The 18414-nt window shown below is 68.7% G+C and carries 17 protein-coding genes and 3 tRNA genes; 12 read left to right on the top strand and 8 right to left on the bottom strand.

Features of this window, described 5'->3' with window-relative positions; translation table 11 throughout:
* Window positions 1-9: 9 nt before the first annotated feature.
* The 4 genes from ACY0I8_RS00400 to ACY0I8_RS00415 all read right to left on the bottom strand — a co-directional run bounded on the left by ACY0I8_RS00400 (window position 10) and on the right by ACY0I8_RS00415 (window position 6171).
* Window positions 10-1194, bottom strand: coding sequence for a thiolase family protein (locus ACY0I8_RS00400; RefSeq protein WP_461393129.1), 1185 nt, complete (start codon window positions 1192-1194; stop codon window positions 10-12).
* Window positions 1195-1325: 131 nt separating this feature from the next.
* Window positions 1326-3731 carry a 3-hydroxyacyl-CoA dehydrogenase/enoyl-CoA hydratase family protein gene (locus ACY0I8_RS00405; RefSeq protein ID WP_461393130.1) on the bottom strand — a complete coding sequence of 802 codons (2406 nt, stop codon included), beginning with the start codon at window positions 3729-3731 and terminating at the stop codon, window positions 1326-1328.
* Window positions 3732-3767: 36 nt separating this feature from the next.
* Window positions 3768-4376, bottom strand: a complete 609-nt coding sequence (locus tag ACY0I8_RS00410; protein WP_459942129.1) for a TetR/AcrR family transcriptional regulator C-terminal domain-containing protein — start codon at window positions 4374-4376, stop codon at window positions 3768-3770.
* A 1-nt stretch (window position 4377) separates the two neighbouring features.
* Window positions 4378-6171: an AMP-dependent synthetase/ligase gene (locus ACY0I8_RS00415; RefSeq protein ID WP_461393131.1), complete on the bottom strand. Its 1794-nt coding sequence runs from the start codon at window positions 6169-6171 to the stop codon at window positions 4378-4380.
* 215 nt (window positions 6172-6386) lie between these two features.
* On the opposite strand from ACY0I8_RS00415, the gene ACY0I8_RS00420 reads away from it, so the two are divergent.
* Both ACY0I8_RS00420 and ACY0I8_RS00425 read left to right on the top strand, forming a co-directional pair.
* Entirely contained in the window at window positions 6387-7526 is a 1140-nt protein-coding gene (locus tag ACY0I8_RS00420; protein ID WP_461393132.1) for a tRNA-queuosine alpha-mannosyltransferase domain-containing protein, read from the top strand.
* 29 nt (window positions 7527-7555) lie between these two features.
* The gene (locus ACY0I8_RS00425; RefSeq protein WP_461393133.1) at window positions 7556-7714 is read left to right on the top strand and encodes a hypothetical protein; all 159 of its coding nucleotides are present in this window, start codon (window positions 7556-7558) and stop codon (window positions 7712-7714) included.
* Here ACY0I8_RS00425 and ACY0I8_RS00430 read toward each other — a convergent pair.
* Complete coding sequence (locus ACY0I8_RS00430) at window positions 7687-8796, bottom strand: DUF362 domain-containing protein (RefSeq protein WP_461393134.1); 1110 nt, start codon at window positions 8794-8796, stop codon at window positions 7687-7689. The genes ACY0I8_RS00425 and ACY0I8_RS00430 overlap by 28 nt on opposite strands.
* A 277-nt stretch (window positions 8797-9073) precedes the next feature.
* On the opposite strand from ACY0I8_RS00430, the gene ACY0I8_RS00435 reads away from it, so the two are divergent.
* The 4 genes from ACY0I8_RS00435 (at window position 9074) to ACY0I8_RS00450 (ending at window position 13545) form a co-directional block, all read left to right on the top strand.
* Window positions 9074-9577 (top strand): CarD family transcriptional regulator, encoded by a 504-nt coding sequence (locus tag ACY0I8_RS00435; RefSeq protein ID WP_459942134.1) that lies wholly within the window; start codon window positions 9074-9076, stop codon window positions 9575-9577.
* Between the two features lie 3 nt (window positions 9578-9580).
* Window positions 9581-10600 (top strand): PIN/TRAM domain-containing protein, encoded by a 1020-nt coding sequence (locus ACY0I8_RS00440; protein ID WP_459942135.1) that lies wholly within the window; start codon window positions 9581-9583, stop codon window positions 10598-10600.
* The gene (gene ispD, locus ACY0I8_RS00445; protein ID WP_459942136.1) at window positions 10597-11811 is read left to right on the top strand and encodes a bifunctional 2-C-methyl-D-erythritol 4-phosphate cytidylyltransferase IspD/2-C-methyl-D-erythritol 2,4-cyclodiphosphate synthase; all 1215 of its coding nucleotides are present in this window, start codon (window positions 10597-10599) and stop codon (window positions 11809-11811) included. The genes ACY0I8_RS00440 and ispD overlap by 4 nt, the downstream gene beginning before the upstream one ends.
* Window positions 11812-11892: 81 nt before the next feature.
* Window positions 11893-13545 (top strand): fatty acid--CoA ligase, encoded by a 1653-nt coding sequence (locus ACY0I8_RS00450; RefSeq protein ID WP_459942137.1) that lies wholly within the window; start codon window positions 11893-11895, stop codon window positions 13543-13545.
* 64 nt (window positions 13546-13609) lie between these two features.
* Here ACY0I8_RS00450 and ACY0I8_RS00455 read toward each other — a convergent pair whose 3' ends face one another.
* Window positions 13610-14440, bottom strand: coding sequence for a mechanosensitive ion channel family protein (locus tag ACY0I8_RS00455; RefSeq protein ID WP_459942138.1), 831 nt, complete (start codon window positions 14438-14440; stop codon window positions 13610-13612).
* A gap of 104 nt (window positions 14441-14544) precedes the next feature.
* On the opposite strand from ACY0I8_RS00455, the gene ACY0I8_RS00460 reads away from it, so the two are divergent.
* The 5 genes from ACY0I8_RS00460 to ACY0I8_RS00480 all read left to right on the top strand — a co-directional run bounded on the left by ACY0I8_RS00460 (window position 14545) and on the right by ACY0I8_RS00480 (window position 16438).
* The gene (locus tag ACY0I8_RS00460) at window positions 14545-15519 is read left to right on the top strand and encodes a cytochrome c3 family protein (RefSeq protein ID WP_459942139.1); all 975 of its coding nucleotides are present in this window, start codon (window positions 14545-14547) and stop codon (window positions 15517-15519) included.
* Between the two features lie 63 nt (window positions 15520-15582).
* Window positions 15583-15673: transfer RNA gene (locus tag ACY0I8_RS00465), tRNA-Ser, on the top strand.
* A gap of 19 nt (window positions 15674-15692) precedes the next feature.
* Window positions 15693-15784: transfer RNA gene (locus tag ACY0I8_RS00470), tRNA-Ser, on the top strand.
* A 33-nt stretch (window positions 15785-15817) separates the two neighbouring features.
* Complete coding sequence (locus tag ACY0I8_RS00475; RefSeq protein WP_459942140.1) at window positions 15818-16348, top strand: DUF2155 domain-containing protein; 531 nt, start codon at window positions 15818-15820, stop codon at window positions 16346-16348.
* Window positions 16349-16361: 13 nt separating this feature from the next.
* Window positions 16362-16438, top strand: a tRNA-Arg gene (locus ACY0I8_RS00480).
* A gap of 268 nt (window positions 16439-16706) precedes the next feature.
* On the opposite strand, the gene ACY0I8_RS00485 is transcribed toward ACY0I8_RS00480, so the two are convergent.
* The gene (locus ACY0I8_RS00485; protein ID WP_461393135.1) at window positions 16707-16892 is read right to left on the bottom strand and encodes a hypothetical protein; all 186 of its coding nucleotides are present in this window, start codon (window positions 16890-16892) and stop codon (window positions 16707-16709) included.
* Between the two features lie 520 nt (window positions 16893-17412).
* Here ACY0I8_RS00485 and ACY0I8_RS00490 point away from each other — a divergent pair.
* Window positions 17413-17706: a hypothetical protein gene (locus ACY0I8_RS00490; protein ID WP_459942948.1), complete on the top strand. Its 294-nt coding sequence runs from the start codon at window positions 17413-17415 to the stop codon at window positions 17704-17706.
* 71 nt (window positions 17707-17777) lie between these two features.
* On the opposite strand, the gene ACY0I8_RS00495 is transcribed toward ACY0I8_RS00490, so the two are convergent.
* Complete coding sequence (locus ACY0I8_RS00495) at window positions 17778-18404, bottom strand: Ntn hydrolase family protein (RefSeq protein ID WP_459942947.1); 627 nt, start codon at window positions 18402-18404, stop codon at window positions 17778-17780.
* Window positions 18405-18414 lie beyond the last annotated feature (10 nt).

Consider the following 18414-nt stretch of genomic DNA (forward strand, 5'->3'; position numbering starts at 1 on the left):
TCCTCCCTCTTACCGTTGCAGGTTTTCGAAAACGCCTGCGGCGCCCATGCCGCCGCCGATGCACATGCTTACGATGCCGTACCGGGCCTTACGGCGCTTCATCTCGTGGAGGAGCGTCGCCGTGAGCTTGGCGCCGGTGCACCCCAGGGGGTGGCCGAGGGCGATGGCGCCGCCGTTCACGTTGACGATCTCGGGGTTGATCCCCAATTCCCGGATCACGTAGAGGCTCTGGCTCGCGAAGGCCTCGTTGAGCTCGATGAGGTCGATGTCGGCGAGCTGGAGCCCCGCGATCTTGAGCGCCTTCGGGATCGCCACCACGGGCCCGATGCCCATGACGGCCGGGTCCACCCCGCCCACGCCGAACGACACGAACCGGGCCAGGGGCTCTAGGCCCAGGGCCTGGGCCTTCTCGGCGCTCATGACCACGGAGATGGCCGCGCCGTCGGACATCTGGCTCGCGTTCCCGGCCGTGACCGTTCCGCCCTCGCGAAAGGCCGGGCGGAGCTTCGCCAGGGTTTCCAGCGAGGTGTCGGCCCGGGGGCCCTCGTCCTTGGTGTGGGTGAAGGACTCCTCCACCGGCTTTCCGTTCTTGCCGGGCTTATAGCGGGTCACGGGCACCGGCACGAGCTCCTCCTCGAACCGGCCCTCGGCCTGGGCCGCCAAGGCCTTCTGGTGGCTCGAGAGCGCGAAGGCGTCCTGGTCCTCCCGGGTGATGCCGAACCGCTCGGCCACGTTCTCGGCCGTGAGCCCCATGTTGAGATACGAGTCGGGCACGCTCTGCACCAGATCCGGGTTCACCATGATCTTGTTGCCGGTCATGGGCACCCGGGTCATGCTCTCGACCCCGCCGGCCAGCACCACCTCGGCCATGCCGGTCATCACGGCCTGGGCCGCCATGGCAATGGTCTGGAGGCCCGACGAGCAGAACCGGTTCACGGTCTGCCCGGGCACGGTCTCGGGAAGCCCGGCCAGGAGCAGGGCCAGCCGGGCCACGTTGAGGCCCTGCTCGGCCTCGGGGAAGGCGCAGCCCAGAATCACGTCGTCGATCTCGGCCGGGTCGAGGTTGGGTACCCGGGCCAGGGCGCCCTTGATGGCCACGGCCGCCAGGTCGTCGGGCCGCACGGTGGCCAGGGCGCCCTTGAACGCCTTGCCCACCGGCGTGCGCACGCTCGAAACGATCACTGCCTCACGCATGGTTCATCTCCTTCGAGAGATCCGAAACGAGGAAGTTGCAACCCAGAGGCTGGAAACGGGAACTCCGGCCCGGAGCCGTCAGAGGCCTTCCGGCCTCCCAGCTTTCCAGCGTTCTCGCCTTCCCGCCTCGACTAGTTCCGCAGCGGCTTGCCGGTCTTTAAGATGTGCTGGATCCGCTCCAGGGTCTTTCGCTGGGCGCAGAGCTCCACAAACCCCCGGCGCTCGAGGTCCAGCAGGTAGTCCTCGGTGACCACGGAACCGTTGTCCACCTCGCCGCCGCAGAGCACCCAGCCCACCTTCTCGCCCACCACCGCGTCGTATTCGGTGATGTGCCGGCCTACCTTCATGTTGTGAAGCATGGAGCGGATGTTGGCGAGCCCGTCCCGGCCCAGGACCTTCACGGTTTCGGGCCGGGTCAGCGGTTGCCACCCGGTCTCCAGGAGATCGAGCGCCGCCCTCTTGGCGTCGTGGATGAGGTGCTCCCGGTTCATGGTGATCCGGTCGCCGGTGCGCAGGAACCCGAGGTCGAAGGCCTCCCGGGCGCTCAGGCTCACCTTGGCCATGCCGATGGCCTCGAAGGCCTTCTGCACGAAGGGCATGGGGTCGGCGCCGGTGCCTTCGGGGTAGCGGCTCATCCAGCGCAGCAGCAGCTCTTTGGTGCCGCCGCCGGCCGGCAGAAGCCCCACGCCCACCTCCACGAGGCCCATGTAGGTCTCGAGGCTCGCTTGCACCCGGTGGGAGTGGAGCACCACCTCGGCCCCGCCGCCGAGCACCCGGCCGAACGGGGCCGCCACCACGGGCACCGGCGCGTACTTTAGGGCCATGGTGGCGTTCTGGAACGCCCGGACCATGGCGTCGATCTCGGGCAGGTTCCCCTCGAGGGCCTCGAACAGGAGCATCATGAGGTTCGCGCCCACCGAGAAGTTCTCGCCCTGGTTCCCGATGACCAGCGCGTCGAACCGGGTGCCGGCCTCGGCCATGGCCTTGTGGATTGCCTGCATGATGCCGCCGCCGATGGCGTTCATCTTGGAGTGGAACTCGAGGCAGGCCACGCCGTCGCCGAGGTCGATCAGGCTGGCCTCGGGATTGCGGTACCACTCCCGCTCGATCCGCTTGAGGTCGGCGAGCACCACCACCCGGGGCCGGGCCTCCAGGGGCACGTGGGCTTTCTTCACCGGATCCCAGATTTTGACGTCGAGCCCTTCGCGCACGTAAAAGCTCGGGGTTTCCGACTCGGCCAGGGCCAGGATGCCCTCGGGCACGTCGCGGCCATCGGCCTGCATGCGCTCCACGCTCTTGGGCACCCCCAGGGCGTCCCAGATCTCGAAGGGGCCCACCTCCCAGCCGAACCCCCATTTCAGGGCCCGGTCGATCGAGACGATGTCGTCGGCCACGTCGGGAATCCGCCGGGCGCAGTAGAGAAGTGTCTCGGCCAGGATGTCCCAGACGAACGCCCCGGCCGGGCTCTTGTCGGCCACGAGCCGGGCCACCCGGGCCGCGGGATCCTCGATGTTCTTGGTCTCGGCGAGCACCGGGAAGTCCGCCTTGCCCTTGGGCCGGTACTCCAGGGTGGCCGGGTCGATGACCAGGGTCTCCTTCTTCCCGTTCTCCTTGACCCGCTTGTAGAAGCCGGCCTTGGCCTTCTGGCCGAGGAGGCCCTTTTCGATCATCGCGTTGACCCAGCCGGGGAGTTGGAACACCTCGCGGCGCTCGTCGTCGGGAGCGCCCTCGTACTGGGTGCGGGCCACGTGGGCGAGCACGTCGAGGCCCACGAGGTCGGCGGTGCGGAAGGTGGCCGACTTGGGCCGGGCCAGGGCCGGGCCCGTCAGGGCGTCCACCTGCTCGATGGTGAGGCCGTGCTTCTCCATGGCCCGCAGGGTATAGAGCATGGAGAAGATCCCGATCCGGTTCGCGATGAAGTTGGGGGTGTCCTTGGCGTACACGACGCCCTTGCCCAAGCGCTTCTCCGCGAACGCCGCGAACTCCCGCAGGATCTCGGGATCGGTCCCCCGCGCCGGGATGAGCTCCAGAAGGTGCATGTACCGGGGCGGGTTGAAGAAGTGGGTGCCGAAGAACCGCGGTCGCAGATCCTCGGGCAGGGCCTCGGCCATGGCGTTGACCGAAAGCCCCGAGGTGTTGGTGGTGAGAAGGGCGCCCGGCTTGAGGTGGGCGGCCACCTTCTGGAAGAGCGACACCTTGATGTCGAGCCGCTCCACCACGGCCTCCACCACCCAGTCCGCCTCGGCGAGCTTCGGGAGATCGTCCTCGAAGTTCCCCGGGGTCACGAGCCGGGCGAGGCTCTTGTGGGCGAACGCGGCGGGGCTCGCTTTCAGGGCGTTTTGGAGCCCGTTTTGGGCGAAGCGGTTCCGGACCTGGGGGCTTTCGAGGGTGAGGCCCTTCTTCTTTTCGTCTTCCGTGAGCTCCCGGGGCACGATGTCCAGGAGCAGGCAGGGGATGCCGGCGTTGGCGAGATGGGCCGCGATGGCGCTTCCCATGACGCCGGCGCCTAGGACGGCGGCCTTTCGGATGGGGGGCATGGCAACTACCTCCTTTCGACGGGTTCGTCGTGGACGTTACTGCCCCGATCGGGGCGCGCGGATGCCGTGGAATACGATGTCGCAGATGGCCTGCGCCTTGGGTTTGAGCGGCCCCCGGCGGGGGTTCAGAACCCAGGCCGAGACGGTCTCGTCCACCGCACCGAACAGGACGCGGCGGATCACGTGGGTGGCGAGATCGGTCCGGACCGCGCCGGCGGCCTTGGCCTCGTCCACCACCTGCTCGATCTTGCGGGCGTAGGCCCGGAGCGGCTCGGCGATGGCCTGGCGGATCGAGGCGTCGGGCTGGCGGAGCTGGAGTTGGAGGAACGCGGCGAGCTCCGGGTCGCGCTCCATGACCTCCAGGTGGCGCTCCACGAGGAACCGGATCCGCTCCAGCGGGTCGGTGATGTCGGTGAGGTCCCGGTCGAGTTCCTCGAGGATGGTTTCGAGCACGTGGCGAAAGGCGCACACCAGGAGATCGTCTTTGCCCTTGAAGTAGATGTAGATGGTGCCGTCGGCCACCCCGGCCTCCCGGGCCACCTGGGCCACGGTGCACTGGTGGTAGCCGTGGCGGCTGAAGGCCCGGATCGCGGCTTCGAGGATCTGGCGTTCGCGCTCGGCCCGTCTCTCCTGCGCGGCGCCCATCTCAATCCTCCTCGTACAGGGCTTCGAGTTTGTCCTTGTAGTGCTCGGTGATCACCTTTCGCCGCATCTTGAGGGTGGGGGTGACCTCGCCCTGGTTCGCCGCGAACTCGTGGTCGAGGAGCACGAACTTCTTCACCGACTCGTAGGAGGCGAGCTCGGCCTTCTGCTGGGTTTCCTGGATCAGCCGGTGGTAGAAGTCCTGGACCTGGGGGTGGTTCACGAGGTCGGTCATCGAGGAGTAGGCGATGCCCTTGAGTTCCGCGTAGCGTTTGAGCCACTCGAAGTCCGGAACGACCAGGGCCGTGATGAATTTTTTCTTGTCGCCGTAGAGCATCACCTCGGAGATGTACTTGCTCATCTTGAGGACGTTTTCGACCTTCTGGGGCGCCACGTTCTTGCCCCCGGCCGTCACGATGAGGTCCTTCTTGCGATCGGTGATCCGGAGGAACCCCTCCGCGTCGAGTTCGCCGATGTCGCCGGTCATGAAGTACCCGTCGGGCGTGAACACCTCCCGGGTTTTCTCCTCGTCCTGGTAGTACCCGATGAACACGTTGGGTCCCTTGACCAGGATCTCCCCGTCCTCGGCGATCTTGACGTCCACGTTGGAGATGGGCCGCCCCACGGTGCCGATCTTCCAGCGGCGCGGGGTGTTCACCGTGATCACGGGCGACGTCTCGGTGAGGCCGTAGCCCTCGAAGATCCGAACCCCCATGGCGAGGAACGCCTTGGCGAGCTCGGGGGCGAGGGGAGCCCCGCCCGAGATGAAGAACCGCAGGCGCCCCCCGAGACGCTCGCGGATCTTCTTGAACACGATCCGGTCCGCAATGGCGTGGCGGAGCTTGAGGCCGCCGGTGAGGGGGCGCTTTTCGGCCAGGACCTCCCCGGCCTCCCGGGCCACCTTGAGGGCCCAGAAGGTGAGCATCCGCACCGGCGCCGGCGCCTCGGCGGCCTTGGTCTGGACCCCGGCGTACACCTTCTCGAAAATCCGGGGCACGCTGACCGAAATCGTAGGCCGCACCTCGCCGAAGTTGTCGGCCACGGTCTGGATGCTCTCCGCGTAGCCGATGGTGCAGCCGGTGTAGAGCATGAGATAGTACCCGGCCATGCGCTCCAGGATGTGGGCCAGGGGCAGGTGGGCCAGGTGCACGTCCCCCGGGCCGATGTCGAACTCCTCGATCGCGGCCTCGCAGTTGGAGAGGATGTTCCGGTGGGTGAGCATGACGCCCTTGGGTTCGCCCGTGGTGCCCGAGGTGAAGATGATGGTGGCCACGTCGTCGGGCTGCCGGGCGGCCAGCCGCTCCTCGAGCACCGCGGCGTCGGTGCGATCGGCCTCGGCCGCGAGGGCCTCGAGGGGCAGCACGTCCGGCCGGCCGACGCCCCGGAGGGCGTCGGCCTCGAACGCCACGAGGAGCTCCAGTCCCTCCACCGCGTCGAGGAGCGGCAGACATTTTTGGACCTGGTCCTCGTCCGACACGAACAGGATCCGGGCACCGCTCCGTTCCAGGAGGTGTTTCACCTCGGGGCGGGTGAGGGAGGGATACAGGGGTACCGTGATCCCGGCCGCGGTGAGGATGGCCGTGTCGGCCACGGCCCATTCGAACCGGGTGTGGCTCAGGATCGCCACCCGGTCGCCCACCTCGATGCCCCGCCCCACCAGGGCCCGGGCGACCCGGCAGGCGAGGTCGTAGTACTCGCCCCAGGTCACGTCCTGGTAGGCCCCGCCTCGCTTCACCAGGAAGCCCCGGTTCTTGGACCAACGGTTGTGGCGGTCGCGGATCATCTGGGGTAGGGTCATGGGTGTTCTCCTGAATGAGCGTTCATTCGGGGTGCGGATGCTACGGTGAATGAGGGTTCAATGTCAAGCCAAGTAAACCCGGTTTTGTCGAAAAGTCTAGAGGGGCGGGTGGGGCTTTTTGTAACCTCCTGGCAGAAAACGAGAAGTGGCTCGGTCTTCGGGAGGGCGGCGGCCGGGGCCGGGCGGCTGGGGCCGGGGTGGGAAAGGGCGGCGAAATGAATCATACGACGTTCGGGCCGGGAGGCCGGCGCCTTCGGATCGCGCTGGTGGAGCCGTTTTTTGGGGGGAGCCACCGGGCGGTGGCCGAGGGGTGGGCCCGGCACAGCCGCCACGAGATCGAACTCGTGACCCTGCCGGCCCGGTTCTGGAAGTGGCGCATGCGGGGGGCGGCGGTGCACCTGGCCCGGGTCCTCGCCGGCCGGATCGGGCGGTTCGACCTCCTGTGGGCCACGAGCCTTCTGGACCTGGCCCACCTCAGGGCGCTGCTGCCCCGGCGGGTGCCCGCGGCCCTCTACTTTCACGAAAACCAGGTGGCGTACCCGACGCGGCCCGGGGAGCCGCCGGCAGAACGGGACCTCCAGTACGCGTTCACGAACCTGACGAGCGCATTGGCGGCGGACCGGGTGTTTTTCAACTCCGCGTTCCAACGCGACGCGTTCCTGGAGGGGCTCGACCGGCTTCTCGGCCGCATGCCCGACGCCCGACCCCGGTGGGCGGTGGCCGAGATCGCGGCCCGCTCCGGGGTGCTCTGGCCCGGGGTGGAGGTGGCCGACATTCCCGAGCCCGGGCCGCGGGAGGGGCCCCCCGTGATCCTGTGGAACCACCGGTGGGAGCACGACAAGGATCCGGAACTCTTCTTGGGTGTTCTCCTGCGGCTTGCCGACGAGGGGGTGCCCTTCCGGGTGGCCGTGGCCGGGGAGCGGTTCGGGAGGGCCCCACCCGTGTTCGAGGAGGCGAGGGCCCGGCTGGGATCCCGGGTGGTCCACTGGGGCTACGTGCCCGACCGGAAGGCCTACGGCCGGCTTCTCGCCCGGTGCCACGTCGTCGTGAGCACCGCCCGGCAGGAGAACTTCGGCCTGAGCGTGGTGGAGGCCGCCTACGCCGGGGCCCATCCCCTCGTGCCGGCCCGGCTCGCCTATCCCGAGGTGGTGCCGGCCGAGCTCCACGCCGCCTGTTTGTATGGCGACCCCGACGATCTTGCCGCCCGGATCCGGTCGTTGTGCACCGGTAGAGAAAAGCTCTTGGATCCCGGGCGGTTGCGCGTTTCGTTCGGTCGCTATGCCTGGGAAAAAAGGGGAACGGCGTTTGATGAAGCGGCCGAGCGCCTTTCCGGTTCCGCGGCGGATGTGGTATAAAGGATTCCTTCCCGCCCAGGAGGCTGACCGTGCGCCCCACCCTCTGGCTCTGGATCCTCGTCGCGGTCCTGGCGTTCGCCATGGCCTGGACCCTGTGGGCCGGGCGCACCGGGCGGATCCGCTCGCTCCACGGGGCCGAGGGCCGGGCTCCCGCGCCGGTTTACTCGTCGAGCTGGGTGAGCGTGTAGCTCCGGGACCCCAGGCCGATCCGCTCGGCGTGGACGAGCTGCACCGACCAGTCGATCTCGGGGTAGACCCCCCGGAACTTGTCGCCGCCGGGTTCGTGATGGGCCTTGAGGGCCGAGTCGGGCCGGCCCGGGCAGGCGTTCACGAGGTCCACGCAGGCCTGGTCGAGGGCCACGGGGTCGCGGCCCGACGCGAGCCCCACGTCGGCCACGATGGGCGCGTCGTTGTGGGCATGGCAGTCGCAGGCCGGGCTGACCTGGGCGACGAAGTTCAGGAACACGGCGCGGTCGCGCTTGCCGTGGAGGGCGGCGCAGGCGTACTCGGCCATTTTCTCCTGCATGGATTGGGGGCCCTCGGTCCAGCGGATCTGGATCGCGCCGGTGGGGCAGGTGAGGATGCACTCCCCGCACCCCACGCACCGGTCGGGGTCGATGGAGGCCTTCTCCCCCACGGCGATGGCCCCGTGGGCGCACCACCGGGCGCACTCGCCGCAGGCCACGCACCGTTTGGCCTTGACCTTGGGGGACACCCCGGAGTGCTGGGCCATCTTGCCCTCGCGGGTGGCGCACCCCATGCCGAGGTTTTTCACCGCGCCGCCGAACCCGGCCACGTCGTGGCCCTTGAAGTGGCTCAGCACCACCAGGGCGTCGGCGTGGGCGATCTCGGCGGCGATCGAGGCCTCCCGGAAATGGACCCCGGGCACCGGCACCCGGACCCCGGTGTTGCCCCTCAGGCCGCCGGCGATGATGACCGGCGCGCCCACCGTAGCGTAGGTGAACCCGTGGAGGATGGCCGTTTCGAGGTGGCTAACCGCCTCGGTGCGGCTCCCCCGGTACAGCGTGTTCGTGTCGGTGAGGAACGGCTTGGCGCCCAGGCCCCGGATCCGGTCCACCACGCGCCGCACGAACACGGGCCGCAGGAACGAGGCGTTTCCCCGTTCCCCGAAGTGAAGCTTCACGGCCACGAGATCGCCCTTGCCGACACATTGGGCGAGGCCGGCCCGTTCCAGGAGATCGTCGATCTTGTGGAACAGGGTGCGGCGGTGGCTGGTTCGCAGGCCGCAGAAATAGACGTCGGACGCCATGGCACGCTCCTTTGCGGGAACCCGGGAAGAACGGCTCGGCCGCGAAGGGTAATACACGGGCCGCCGGGGCGCCAACCGGGGCGCCCGGAGGCGTCGAAGGCCCCCGGGGCGCGGCGCCCAGGGGGTGGGACAAGGGAAGACGCTGGACTCCGAATGGGCTCGGCCTTCCAGCCCCCCAGCTTTCCAGCGTGCCAGCGGGAAGTGACACCGAAACGGACAGGGGAACGGGCTCTCATCGCGGGGTTGCGGCCGGATGGGCCGCGGAAGGAGACGGGTGATGTACCAGATCGGCGACAAGGTGGTGTACCCGGGGCACGGGGTGGGGGAGGTGGTGGCCATCGAGTCCCGCGAGATGATGGGGACGAAGATGGACGTATACGTCCTGCGGATCCTCGACAAAGGGATGACCATCATCGTGCCCGTCTCCAAGAGCGAGGAGGTCGGGCTGCGGCAGGTGATGGGCGGGGAGGAGATCGACCAGGTGTTCCACGTGCTCCGCCAGCGGGGCCGGGTGAGCGACGGCCAGACCTGGAACCGCCGGTTCCGGGCCTACAGCGAGAAGATCCGCACGGGTTCGGCCCTGGAGATCGCGAAGGTCCTCCGGGACCTCTACCTGCTGCGGGCCGGGAAGAGCCTGTCGTACGGGGAAAAACGTATGCTCAACACGGCCATGGAGCTCCTGGCCCAGGAGATCGCGGTGGCGAGCGGTGAGCCGCCCAACCGGGCCCAGGCGCGGATCCTGTCGGCCTTCTCGGACGTGGCGACGAAAACGGAGGTCTAGCGGGTGGCGCTGTTCTGGGTGCGGGCGATCCTTCTCGGGATCTGCCTAACGGCCGGGGCCTTCGCGGGCCCCGGTTTCCTTCCGGGCGAGATGGCCCGCTGGATCGGGGCGGCCGGCGGGCTGCTCCTGTTCCTCGGGTGCTGGGCCGCCGAGCGATGGGTCCGTCAGGCCCCCTCGCTCGTGGTGTTCGGCGGCGGGGTCGGGGTGCTGGTGGGGCTCCTGGCCCTGGCGGCCATGCGGGCCGGCCTGGGAGTCAACGATCCCCTGATCCTCCTGCCGCTGGGCGGGTGCCTCCTTTATCTCGCGGGCGCGGCCGGGGCCCGGGGCGTGAGGGCATTCCGGGTGGCCCCGGGGAAACCCGGGGTGGCCGCCAGCATCGCGCCCAAGATCCTCGACACCTCGGCCATCATCGACGGCCGGGTGGCCGACATGGTGGACCTGGGGTTCATCGGCGGCCCCTTGGTGGTGCCCCAGTTCATCCTGAACGAGCTCCAGGGCATCGCCGACTCCACCGATCCCCTGAAACGCGCCCGGGGCCGCCGGGGGCTGAGCGTGCTCGAGCGGCTCCAGGCCATGGAGGGCGTCGAGGTCCGGATCACCGACCAGGACTTTCCCAAGGTGAAGGAGGTGGACGCAAAGCTCGTGTCGCTGGCCAAGACCTCGGGCGCCACCCTGATCACCAACGATTTCAACCTCTCGAAGGTCGCCGAGCTCCAGGGGGTGCGGGTGCTCAACATCAACGAGCTCGCCAACGCGCTTCGGCCCGTTGTGCTCCCCGGTGAGTCGGTGCAGGTGACCCTCCAGAAGGAGGGCAAGGAGCCCGGCCAGGGGGTGGGGTACCTGGAGGACGGCACCATGGTGGTCGTGGAGCAGGGCCAGAGCTTGATCGGCCAGCCGGTGAAGGCCGTGGTGACGTCGGTGCTCCAAACCTCGGCCGGCCGGATGATTTTCGCCCGGCCCGAGGGGGCCGAGCCCGAGGCGGAATCCGGAAAGCGCCGGCGGGTCTGGAGACGCCGGGCGTGAGGTGCTGGGGGGTGGTGGCGGCCGGGGGGGCGGGCCGCCGGATGGGGGCGGGGGTGCCCAAGCAGTTCCTGCCGCTCGCGGGGGAACCGGTGCTCGCGCACACCCTGCGGGCCCTGGCTGGCTGGCCTCGGTTCGCGGCCCTGTGCGTGGCCGCGCCGGCCGACGCCCTCGACGAAACCCGGCAGATCGCCCGGACGGCCGGCGTCGAGATGCCGGTCGACGTGGTGCCGGGCGGGGCCGAGCGGGGCGAGAGCGTGCTCGCGGGCCTCCGGGGGGTTCGGGACCGGGGGGCGGCCCCGGACGATCTCGTGTTCGTGCACGACGGGGCCCGGCCGTTTCCGCCGACCGGCCGGTTCGACCGGCTGGCCGAGGCCGCCCGGCCGGACGGCGCCCTCCTGGCCGTTCCCGTTGCCGACACCCTGAAGCGGGCCGATGACGACGGTCGGGTCGAGGCCACGGTGCCCCGGGCGGGCCTGTGGCGGGCCCAGACCCCCCAGGTGTTTCCCCTCCAGCTTTTGTTCGACGCGCTCACACAGGCCCTGACCCGGGGCCTACCCCCCACGGACGAGGCGGGGGCCGTGGAGGCCCTCGGCCGAAGGCCGCGCCTCGTGGAGGGGGACCCCCGAAACCTCAAAATCACCTTCCCGGAGGACCTCGGGATGGCCGAAGCCCTCCTTGCCCCGGCCGTGCCCACGGCCGTGGGGCACGGCTACGACGTTCACCGCCTCGTGGAGGGCCGGCGCCTCGTGCTGGGGGGGGTCGAGATCCCGTACGACCGGGGGCTCCTCGGCCACTCCGACGCCGACGTGCTGGCCCACGCCGTGGGGGACGCGGTGCTGGGGGCCTGCGGCCTGGGAGACCTGGGCCGCCACTTCCCCGACTCCGATCCGAGGTGGAAAGACGCGCCGAGCCTCGACCTCCTCGGGCGGATCGGGGAACTCGCGGCCCAGGCCGGGTACCGGGTGCTCCGGGTGGACGCCACCCTCGTGGCCCAGCGGCCCAAGGTGGCGGCCCACGTGGCCCGGATGGAGGCGAACCTCTCCGGGGCCCTGGGGCTTCCCCCGGGTTCCGTCACGGTGAAGGCCACCACGACCGAGGGGCTCGGGTTCGAGGGGCGGGGGGAGGGGATCTCGGCCCACGCGGTGGCGTTGGTGACGAGGCGGCTAGGCGGCTGGGCGGCGGAGGCTCAGCCGTATCATTTGTATGAATGAGGACTCATTCACGATACCGTGGCTCGATCGGCCCCCTCGTGGGGCGATTTTTGGTTCCCCCATTTTCAAGGAGGTAGTCCCGTGAACGACCTGACCATCCCCCGCACCCCCTCGGCCTACGGCTACCCGCTGTTGATCAAGCAGCTGTGGCACTCCCCGTTGGCGTCGACCCCCGACCAGGAGATCGTGTACCGGGACCGGAAGCGGATGACCTACCGGGAGCTCCGGGAGCGGGTGGGGCGGCTCGCCTCGGCCCTGGCCGGCCTCGGTGTGAAGCCCGGGGACACCGTGGCCGTGATGGACTGGGACTCCCACCGGTATCTCGAGTGCTTCTACGCCGTGCCCATGATGGGGGCCGTGCTCCACACCGTGAACGTACGGCTCTCCCCCGAGCAGATCCTCTACACCATCAACCACGCCGAGGACGACGTGATCCTGGTGCACACCGACTTCGTGCCGGTCGTGGAGGCGATCCGCGACCGCATCGAGCGGCCCGTGAAGTTCGTGCTCCTCTCCGACGACGGGTCCCGGCCCGAAAGCTCGGTGCCCTTCGAGGCGGAGTACGAGGAGATGGTGGCCGCGGCCGATCCGGGCTACGCGTTTCCCGACCTCGACGAGAACACCCGGGCGACGACCTTTTACACCACGGGCACCACGGGGCTCCCCAAGGGCGTCTATTTCAGCCACCGCCAGCTCGTGCTCCACACCCTGGCCGTGACGGCGGCGCTCGCGATGCCCGGCGCCCAGGGCCGGTTCCACCGGGACGACGTGTACATGCCCATCACCCCCATGTTCCACGTGCACGCCTGGGGCATTCCCTACGTGGCGCTGCTTTTGGGGGTGAAGCAGGTCTATCCCGGACGGTACGCCCCCGATGTGCTCCTGAAGCTCATCCGGGACGAGGGGGTGACCTTCAGCCACTGCGTGCCCACGATCCTCCACATGCTGCTCTCCAGCCCGGCGGCCCAGGAGGTGGACCTCTCGGGCTGGAAGGTGATCATCGGCGGATCGGCCCTGCCCCAGGGGCTCTGCCAGGCCGCGCTGGCCCGGGGCATCGACATCTACACGGGCTACGGGATGAGCGAGACCTGCCCCGTGCTCACCCTCGCGCACCTGGACACCGAGGCCCTGTCGCTGCCGCCCGAGAAGCAGGCGGCGATCCGGTGCAAAACCGGCCGGCCGATCCCGCTCGTGGACCTCAAAATCGTGGACGAGGAGATGAACCCCCTGCCCCGGGACGGGAAGAGCTCGGGCGAGATCGCGGTCCGGGCGCCGTGGCTCACCCAGGGGTATCTCAAGGACCCGGCCAACTCCGAGAACCTCTGGCGGGGCGGATACCTGCACACCGGCGACGTGGCGGTGCAGGGGCCCGACGGCTACGTGAAGATCACCGACCGGATCAAGGACGTGATCAAGTCGGGCGGGGAGTGGATCTCGTCGCTGGACATCGAGGACCTGATCTCCAAGGTCGAGGGCGTGAGTGAATGTGCCGTGATCGGGGTGCCCGACCCCAAATGGGGCGAGCGGCCCATGGCCCTGGTGGTGCCGAAGCCCGGGTTCGAGGGCAAACTCACGGCCGACGAGATCCGCGCGTTTCTCCAGGGGTACGCCGAGAAGGGCATCATCTCCCGCTACGCCGTGCCCGAGCGGGTGGAGTTCGTGGAGGCCATCGCGAAAACGAGCGTCGGCAAGATCGACAAGAAGACCCTCCGGGCCCAGTACGGCGGGAGCTGATTCCGCACCGGCCGGGTGCCCGCCGCCCCGCAGAGCGGGCGGCGGGCACGTTCGTTCGTCCGGGCTAGCCCGCGTTCTCGTTGTAGAGATGCACGTCCCGCTGGGGGAACGGGATCGAGATGCCTTCCCGGTCGAAGGTCTCCTTGATCGTGCGGTTGAGATCGAAATAGACCTCCCAGTAGTCCGGGGTCTTGACCCAGGGCCGGACCACGAAGTTCACCGACGAGTCCCCGAGTTCGGCCACCTCGATCACCGGGGCCGGGTCCGGAAGGACCTTCGGGTGGTCCCGCACGATCTTCTCCAGAACGGCCTTGGCCTTGCCCAGGTCGTCCCCGTACCCCACGCCGACCGTGAGGTCCACGCGGCGGGTGTCGTTGGCCGAGTAGTTCACGATCGTGCCGCCCATGATCTGGCTGTTGGGGACGATGATCTTCTTGTTGTCGGGGCTCGTGAGCACCGTGGTCAGGATGCCGATGTGCTGGACCGCTCCGGTCACCCCGCCGGCCTCCACGAAATCCCCCAGGCCGAAGGGGCGGAAGAGCAGAATCAGCACCCCGGCCGCGAAGTTCGAAAGGCTCCCCTGCAGGGCCAGGCCCACGGCCAGGCCGGCGGCGCCCAGCACGGTGACGAACGACGTGGTCTGGATGCCGAAGTTGGCGAGGGCGGCGATCACCGCGAAGGTGAGCACCCCGTAGCGCACGAGGCTGCCCAGGAACCCCACGAGGGCCTTGTCCACCTTGGCGCGGGTGAGGCCCCGTTCGGCCAGGCTTTCGATAACGCCCGCCGCGATCTTTCCCACGATCAGGATGACGATCGCCCCCAGGGCCTGGAGGCCGTAGGTGGTGGCCAGCGGGATCAGGGACCGCAGGGCCTCTTGCACGGTGTCGATGCTCATGGCACATCTCCTTGTTCGAAACGGGATCACGGGGCAACGAAGGGGGTGAACCCTACAACCGCCGCGGCAGACGTCAAGCCGGCGGACGCGCGGGGAGGGTCAGCATGGGGAGGGCGGTTGCGCTGGGGCTGTTGGGCTTGGGATGGGCCGCGGTCGCCGCGGGGGCGCCGGTCGTGGTGTTTCCGCCGGACGGGTTCGTCACGGCGACCCGCGAGGGGGTCGTGATCGGGTACGAGCCCGACCCCGGCGCCTCGTCGGTCCCCGTGCGGGTGAACGGGAGGGTCCGGGTCGCCTGGGCCGGGGAGGGGGTGTTCCGGGTCGAGGTGGCCTGGCGTCCGGGGGAGAACCGGGTCGAGGTGGGGGGCACCCGCGTCGCGGTGACCTACGCACCCGAAGTTGCTCCGCCCTCCTCGGTCCACCCCGCCTTGGAGAAGGACTGCCGGGTGTGCCACCGGCAGGGGCCCGGCCGGCAGTGGGGGTTGGCGGTCCGGAGGGCGAGTTTGTGCCTGGAGTGCCACGAGGTGACGGGGGGAGGGCTCGAGCACGAGGCGACGCCCTGCCTCAACTGCCACGCGCCCCACGCCTCGCCCGAGCCCGCCCTGATCCGCCCCTCGAACGAGGTGTTTTGCCTGGCCTGCCATTTCGTGCTGCCCGGGGTGCGGGGGCGGCACGACGGGGCATACGGGGCGGCGGGCCGCGCCTGCACGGCGTGCCATTTCCGCCCGGCGGGCAACGGCATGTGCCACGCCTGTCACACCGAGAAGACCGAGGACGTGACGCTTCCCCACCGCACCCTGATCCAGAACAACCGGTGCACCTCCTGCCACCCGCCCCACCGGGAGGGGGCGCGGGCCACGGTGCGCTGCCGGGGATGTCACCTGGGCGTCCGGGTGCCCGAGGGGCCCCACCGGGGGCTTTTTGCCTCCTCGTGCGAATGGTGCCACACGGTGCACCCGGACCCGGACCGCGGGCTCGGGAAGCCCGACACCGTGGCCTGCGTGCCGTGCCACACGGATCGAGCCGGGGCCCACGCCGAGGGGAAGCCGTGCCGCGACTGCCACGCCCTTCACGGGGAGTGAAGGCCGGCACATATCGCTTGACCGGAAACGGGGCGCTCAGTAGAATGCCCGTCTTCGTGGGTCGGAGAGGTGGCCGAGAGGCTGAAGGCGCTGGTTTGCTAAACCAGTGTAGGGTTCCCCCCTACCGAGGGTTCGAATCCCTCCCTCTCCGCCATGTTTTTGTTTGGACGAACGGAGAGGTGACCGAGCTGGCCGAAGGTGCACGACTGGAAATCGTGTGTACCCCACAAGGGTACCGGGGGTTCGAATCCCCCCCTCTCCGCCACTCCCTTTCCGTCTTTTTGGTGAGGAGTTGAGGATGCGGGCGAAGATCCTGGTGATGCTCCTGGCGGCCCTGGCGCTCGGCGCGTGCTCCAAGTCCGAGGAACCCGCCCCCCAGGCCGAGGCGCCGGCCCAGAAGGTGGAGGCGTCCGCGTCCCACGAGGCCCAACCGGCCGCCCCGGAGGGGCACGGTTCCATGGGAGCCCCGGCCCAGCGCCAGATCGTGGTGCCCGACGACGTGAAGGCCACCTGGAAGGCGGTGGTCCTGGAGATCACGGACAAGCAGGAGAACAAGACCGAGGAGATCACGGTCAACGTGGGCGACACGGCCACGGTGGGCTCCCTGGAGATCACCGTGGAAAGCTTCCTGCCCTCGTTCACCATGGGGGGCGGAACCATCACCTCCAAGTCCAACGAGACCGAGAACCCGGCCGCCCGGCTCGTGGTGAAGGAAAACGGCCAGGAGATCTTCTCCGGGTGGCTCTTCAGCATGTACCCCGAGGCCCACCCCTTCGAGCACGAGCGCTACGGGATTCTGCTCAAGGACTTCGTGAAAGCCGAACAGTAAGGTCGAGGAGTTTGCGCGCGTAGCTCAGATGGATAGAGCGGCGGACTACGGATCCGCAGGTCAGGGGTTCGAATCCTCTCGCGCGCACCAGTAAAAACAAGGGCTTAGCCGACGAGGCTAGGCCCTTTGTTTTTGGGTGTGGATGCGTTGCCGTGGTGGGGAACTGAAAAGGAGTGACCGAAGGGATCCGGTTTGGACTGCGCCCACGGGAGGCCCCCTTTTCTCCGGCGAGGCATGCGGTGGGGGCGCATGGACGCCGGAACACAAGAGCGCCCACCTCATCCGTTCGTGCCGCCCCGGAGGGTGGCCCGGCGCCAGGCTGGGCGGGACGCTTACCGGAAAGGAAGGTGCTCCCCCGTTACCCCTGCCTCTCGGCCCCCAGGCGCTCGAGAATTCCCGTCAGCGCTTCTTTCTGCGCCTTAAGTTGCTCCCGGAAGTCCTTGCGGTCGGTGTCCGCGATCTCCATGCGCAGTTCCGAGAGCGCGTATTCGAGCACTTCTTTGAGAACGGCCGCCTCGGATTGCGTCAGTTCGAGCTGTACCATGGGCCTTCTCCTTTCCCCAGGTGCCCGTCCGCGTTACGACCGCAACGTTGGGTTTGTGCGGGTGTCCTGATCGTTGGGCCCTTCTGCCGCCTGGATGGTCAGGGGGCACCCGGGCGCGTGTTCCTCGTACCGCGATTCGTACCCGCAATCGACGCACCGCGAGGCAACGTGGGCCCCACACTCCTCGCAGCGAATCCTTTCCAGCCCGTATGCATGATTGCACATCTTCGTCCTCCTCTCAGGGGTAGGTGTGAACTTTACCCTCAATGAATAGCCACCTGGCACTTGGAGGGGAAGGGCACGAGCGGGGAAGTACCGGTTTGGTTATGCGGAATATCCGTTCGTTCCGGATAGTTTCAGAATACCGGACGGGTTGAGTTTGCAATTTTGGCTGATCGGATAATACGCGGTACCCATCGGATACAAGTGAAGCCCTCCCATTGATTTCACTGAGCCGTGTTCTTAAGCTACGTGCCCAACCAACGGGGGACTGTTAATCCACGTGAGGAGGAGTGACGCCATGAGCCTGACCTGCTACACCTGTGGAAGCACGGCGCCGACCATCGTTGAGACGAGGCCCGAGGCCTTGGATCGTTGTGAGGCCTTGGGCCGGCAGTATTTCGGGTTGCCCCAGGAAGCTGCGTTGTGCGCCACCTGCGCGCAAGACGTGATCTCGGTGGGGCGTACGCTGTGGGAAGAGGAGATCGCCTCCTTCTGCCCGGCCTGCCGGAAGGAGACCGGCCTCGAGCAGGGTTGGATGGCTGGTGTTGGGGAAACCGGAACCTACCGCGTAAGCCGGGGCGCCCGCGCATAACGCATCAGGTGGTTTCCCTTTCCGGCGGGCCTGAGTGCCCGCTTTTTTTCTTTGCAAGGCCTACAAGACGGCTACTCCAGGGTTTCAAACCGGAGGCCGTGGGAGTCCAGGACCGCAAGGTCGAACGGGCCTCCCACGGCCTCATCGCGTTGGGCGATGCGCCGAAGAGCCACGGCCACGAGTTCCTCCACCGCCCCGGGGGCCGGCTCTCCTGCGAGTTCTTGGGCCAGGCGCGCCTCGAGGCCCAACCGGCGAGGTGCGGTGACCACGTTCCCCACGGGAAGGGGCGCGTGGGGGCAGTCGTGGGCCTCCGACGCGTAGAAGGCGATCCGAAACGCCCCCGCGCTGTCTTTGCCGCCCAGGAGCAGGTAGGACCGTTGGTGCGCCTCGGGGTGGGCCGCGAACCACCGGGCCCCCTGCTGGACGAACGCTTCGTATTCCCGGCAGAATACCTTGAGGATGTAGGGCTCGATCTCGTCCAGGAACGGCGCGGCCCGTCCATGGAAGGCCCGGGCGATGCGCCGGGTGAGACCGATCCCCACGGCGGCCCCCGCGGTGGCGGCCGCGGCCCAGTGTCCCAGGGGGTAGAGTTTGCGAACGCTTCGGGTCTGTTCTCCCTCGTCCGTTCCCACCGTCACCCTGCGATCCGCCGCGAGAACCACCCCGCCCGTCCATGCGCACCCCACCAGTTGGGACATCCCATGCCTC

This window comes from Deferrisoma sp., assembly GCF_054681715.1.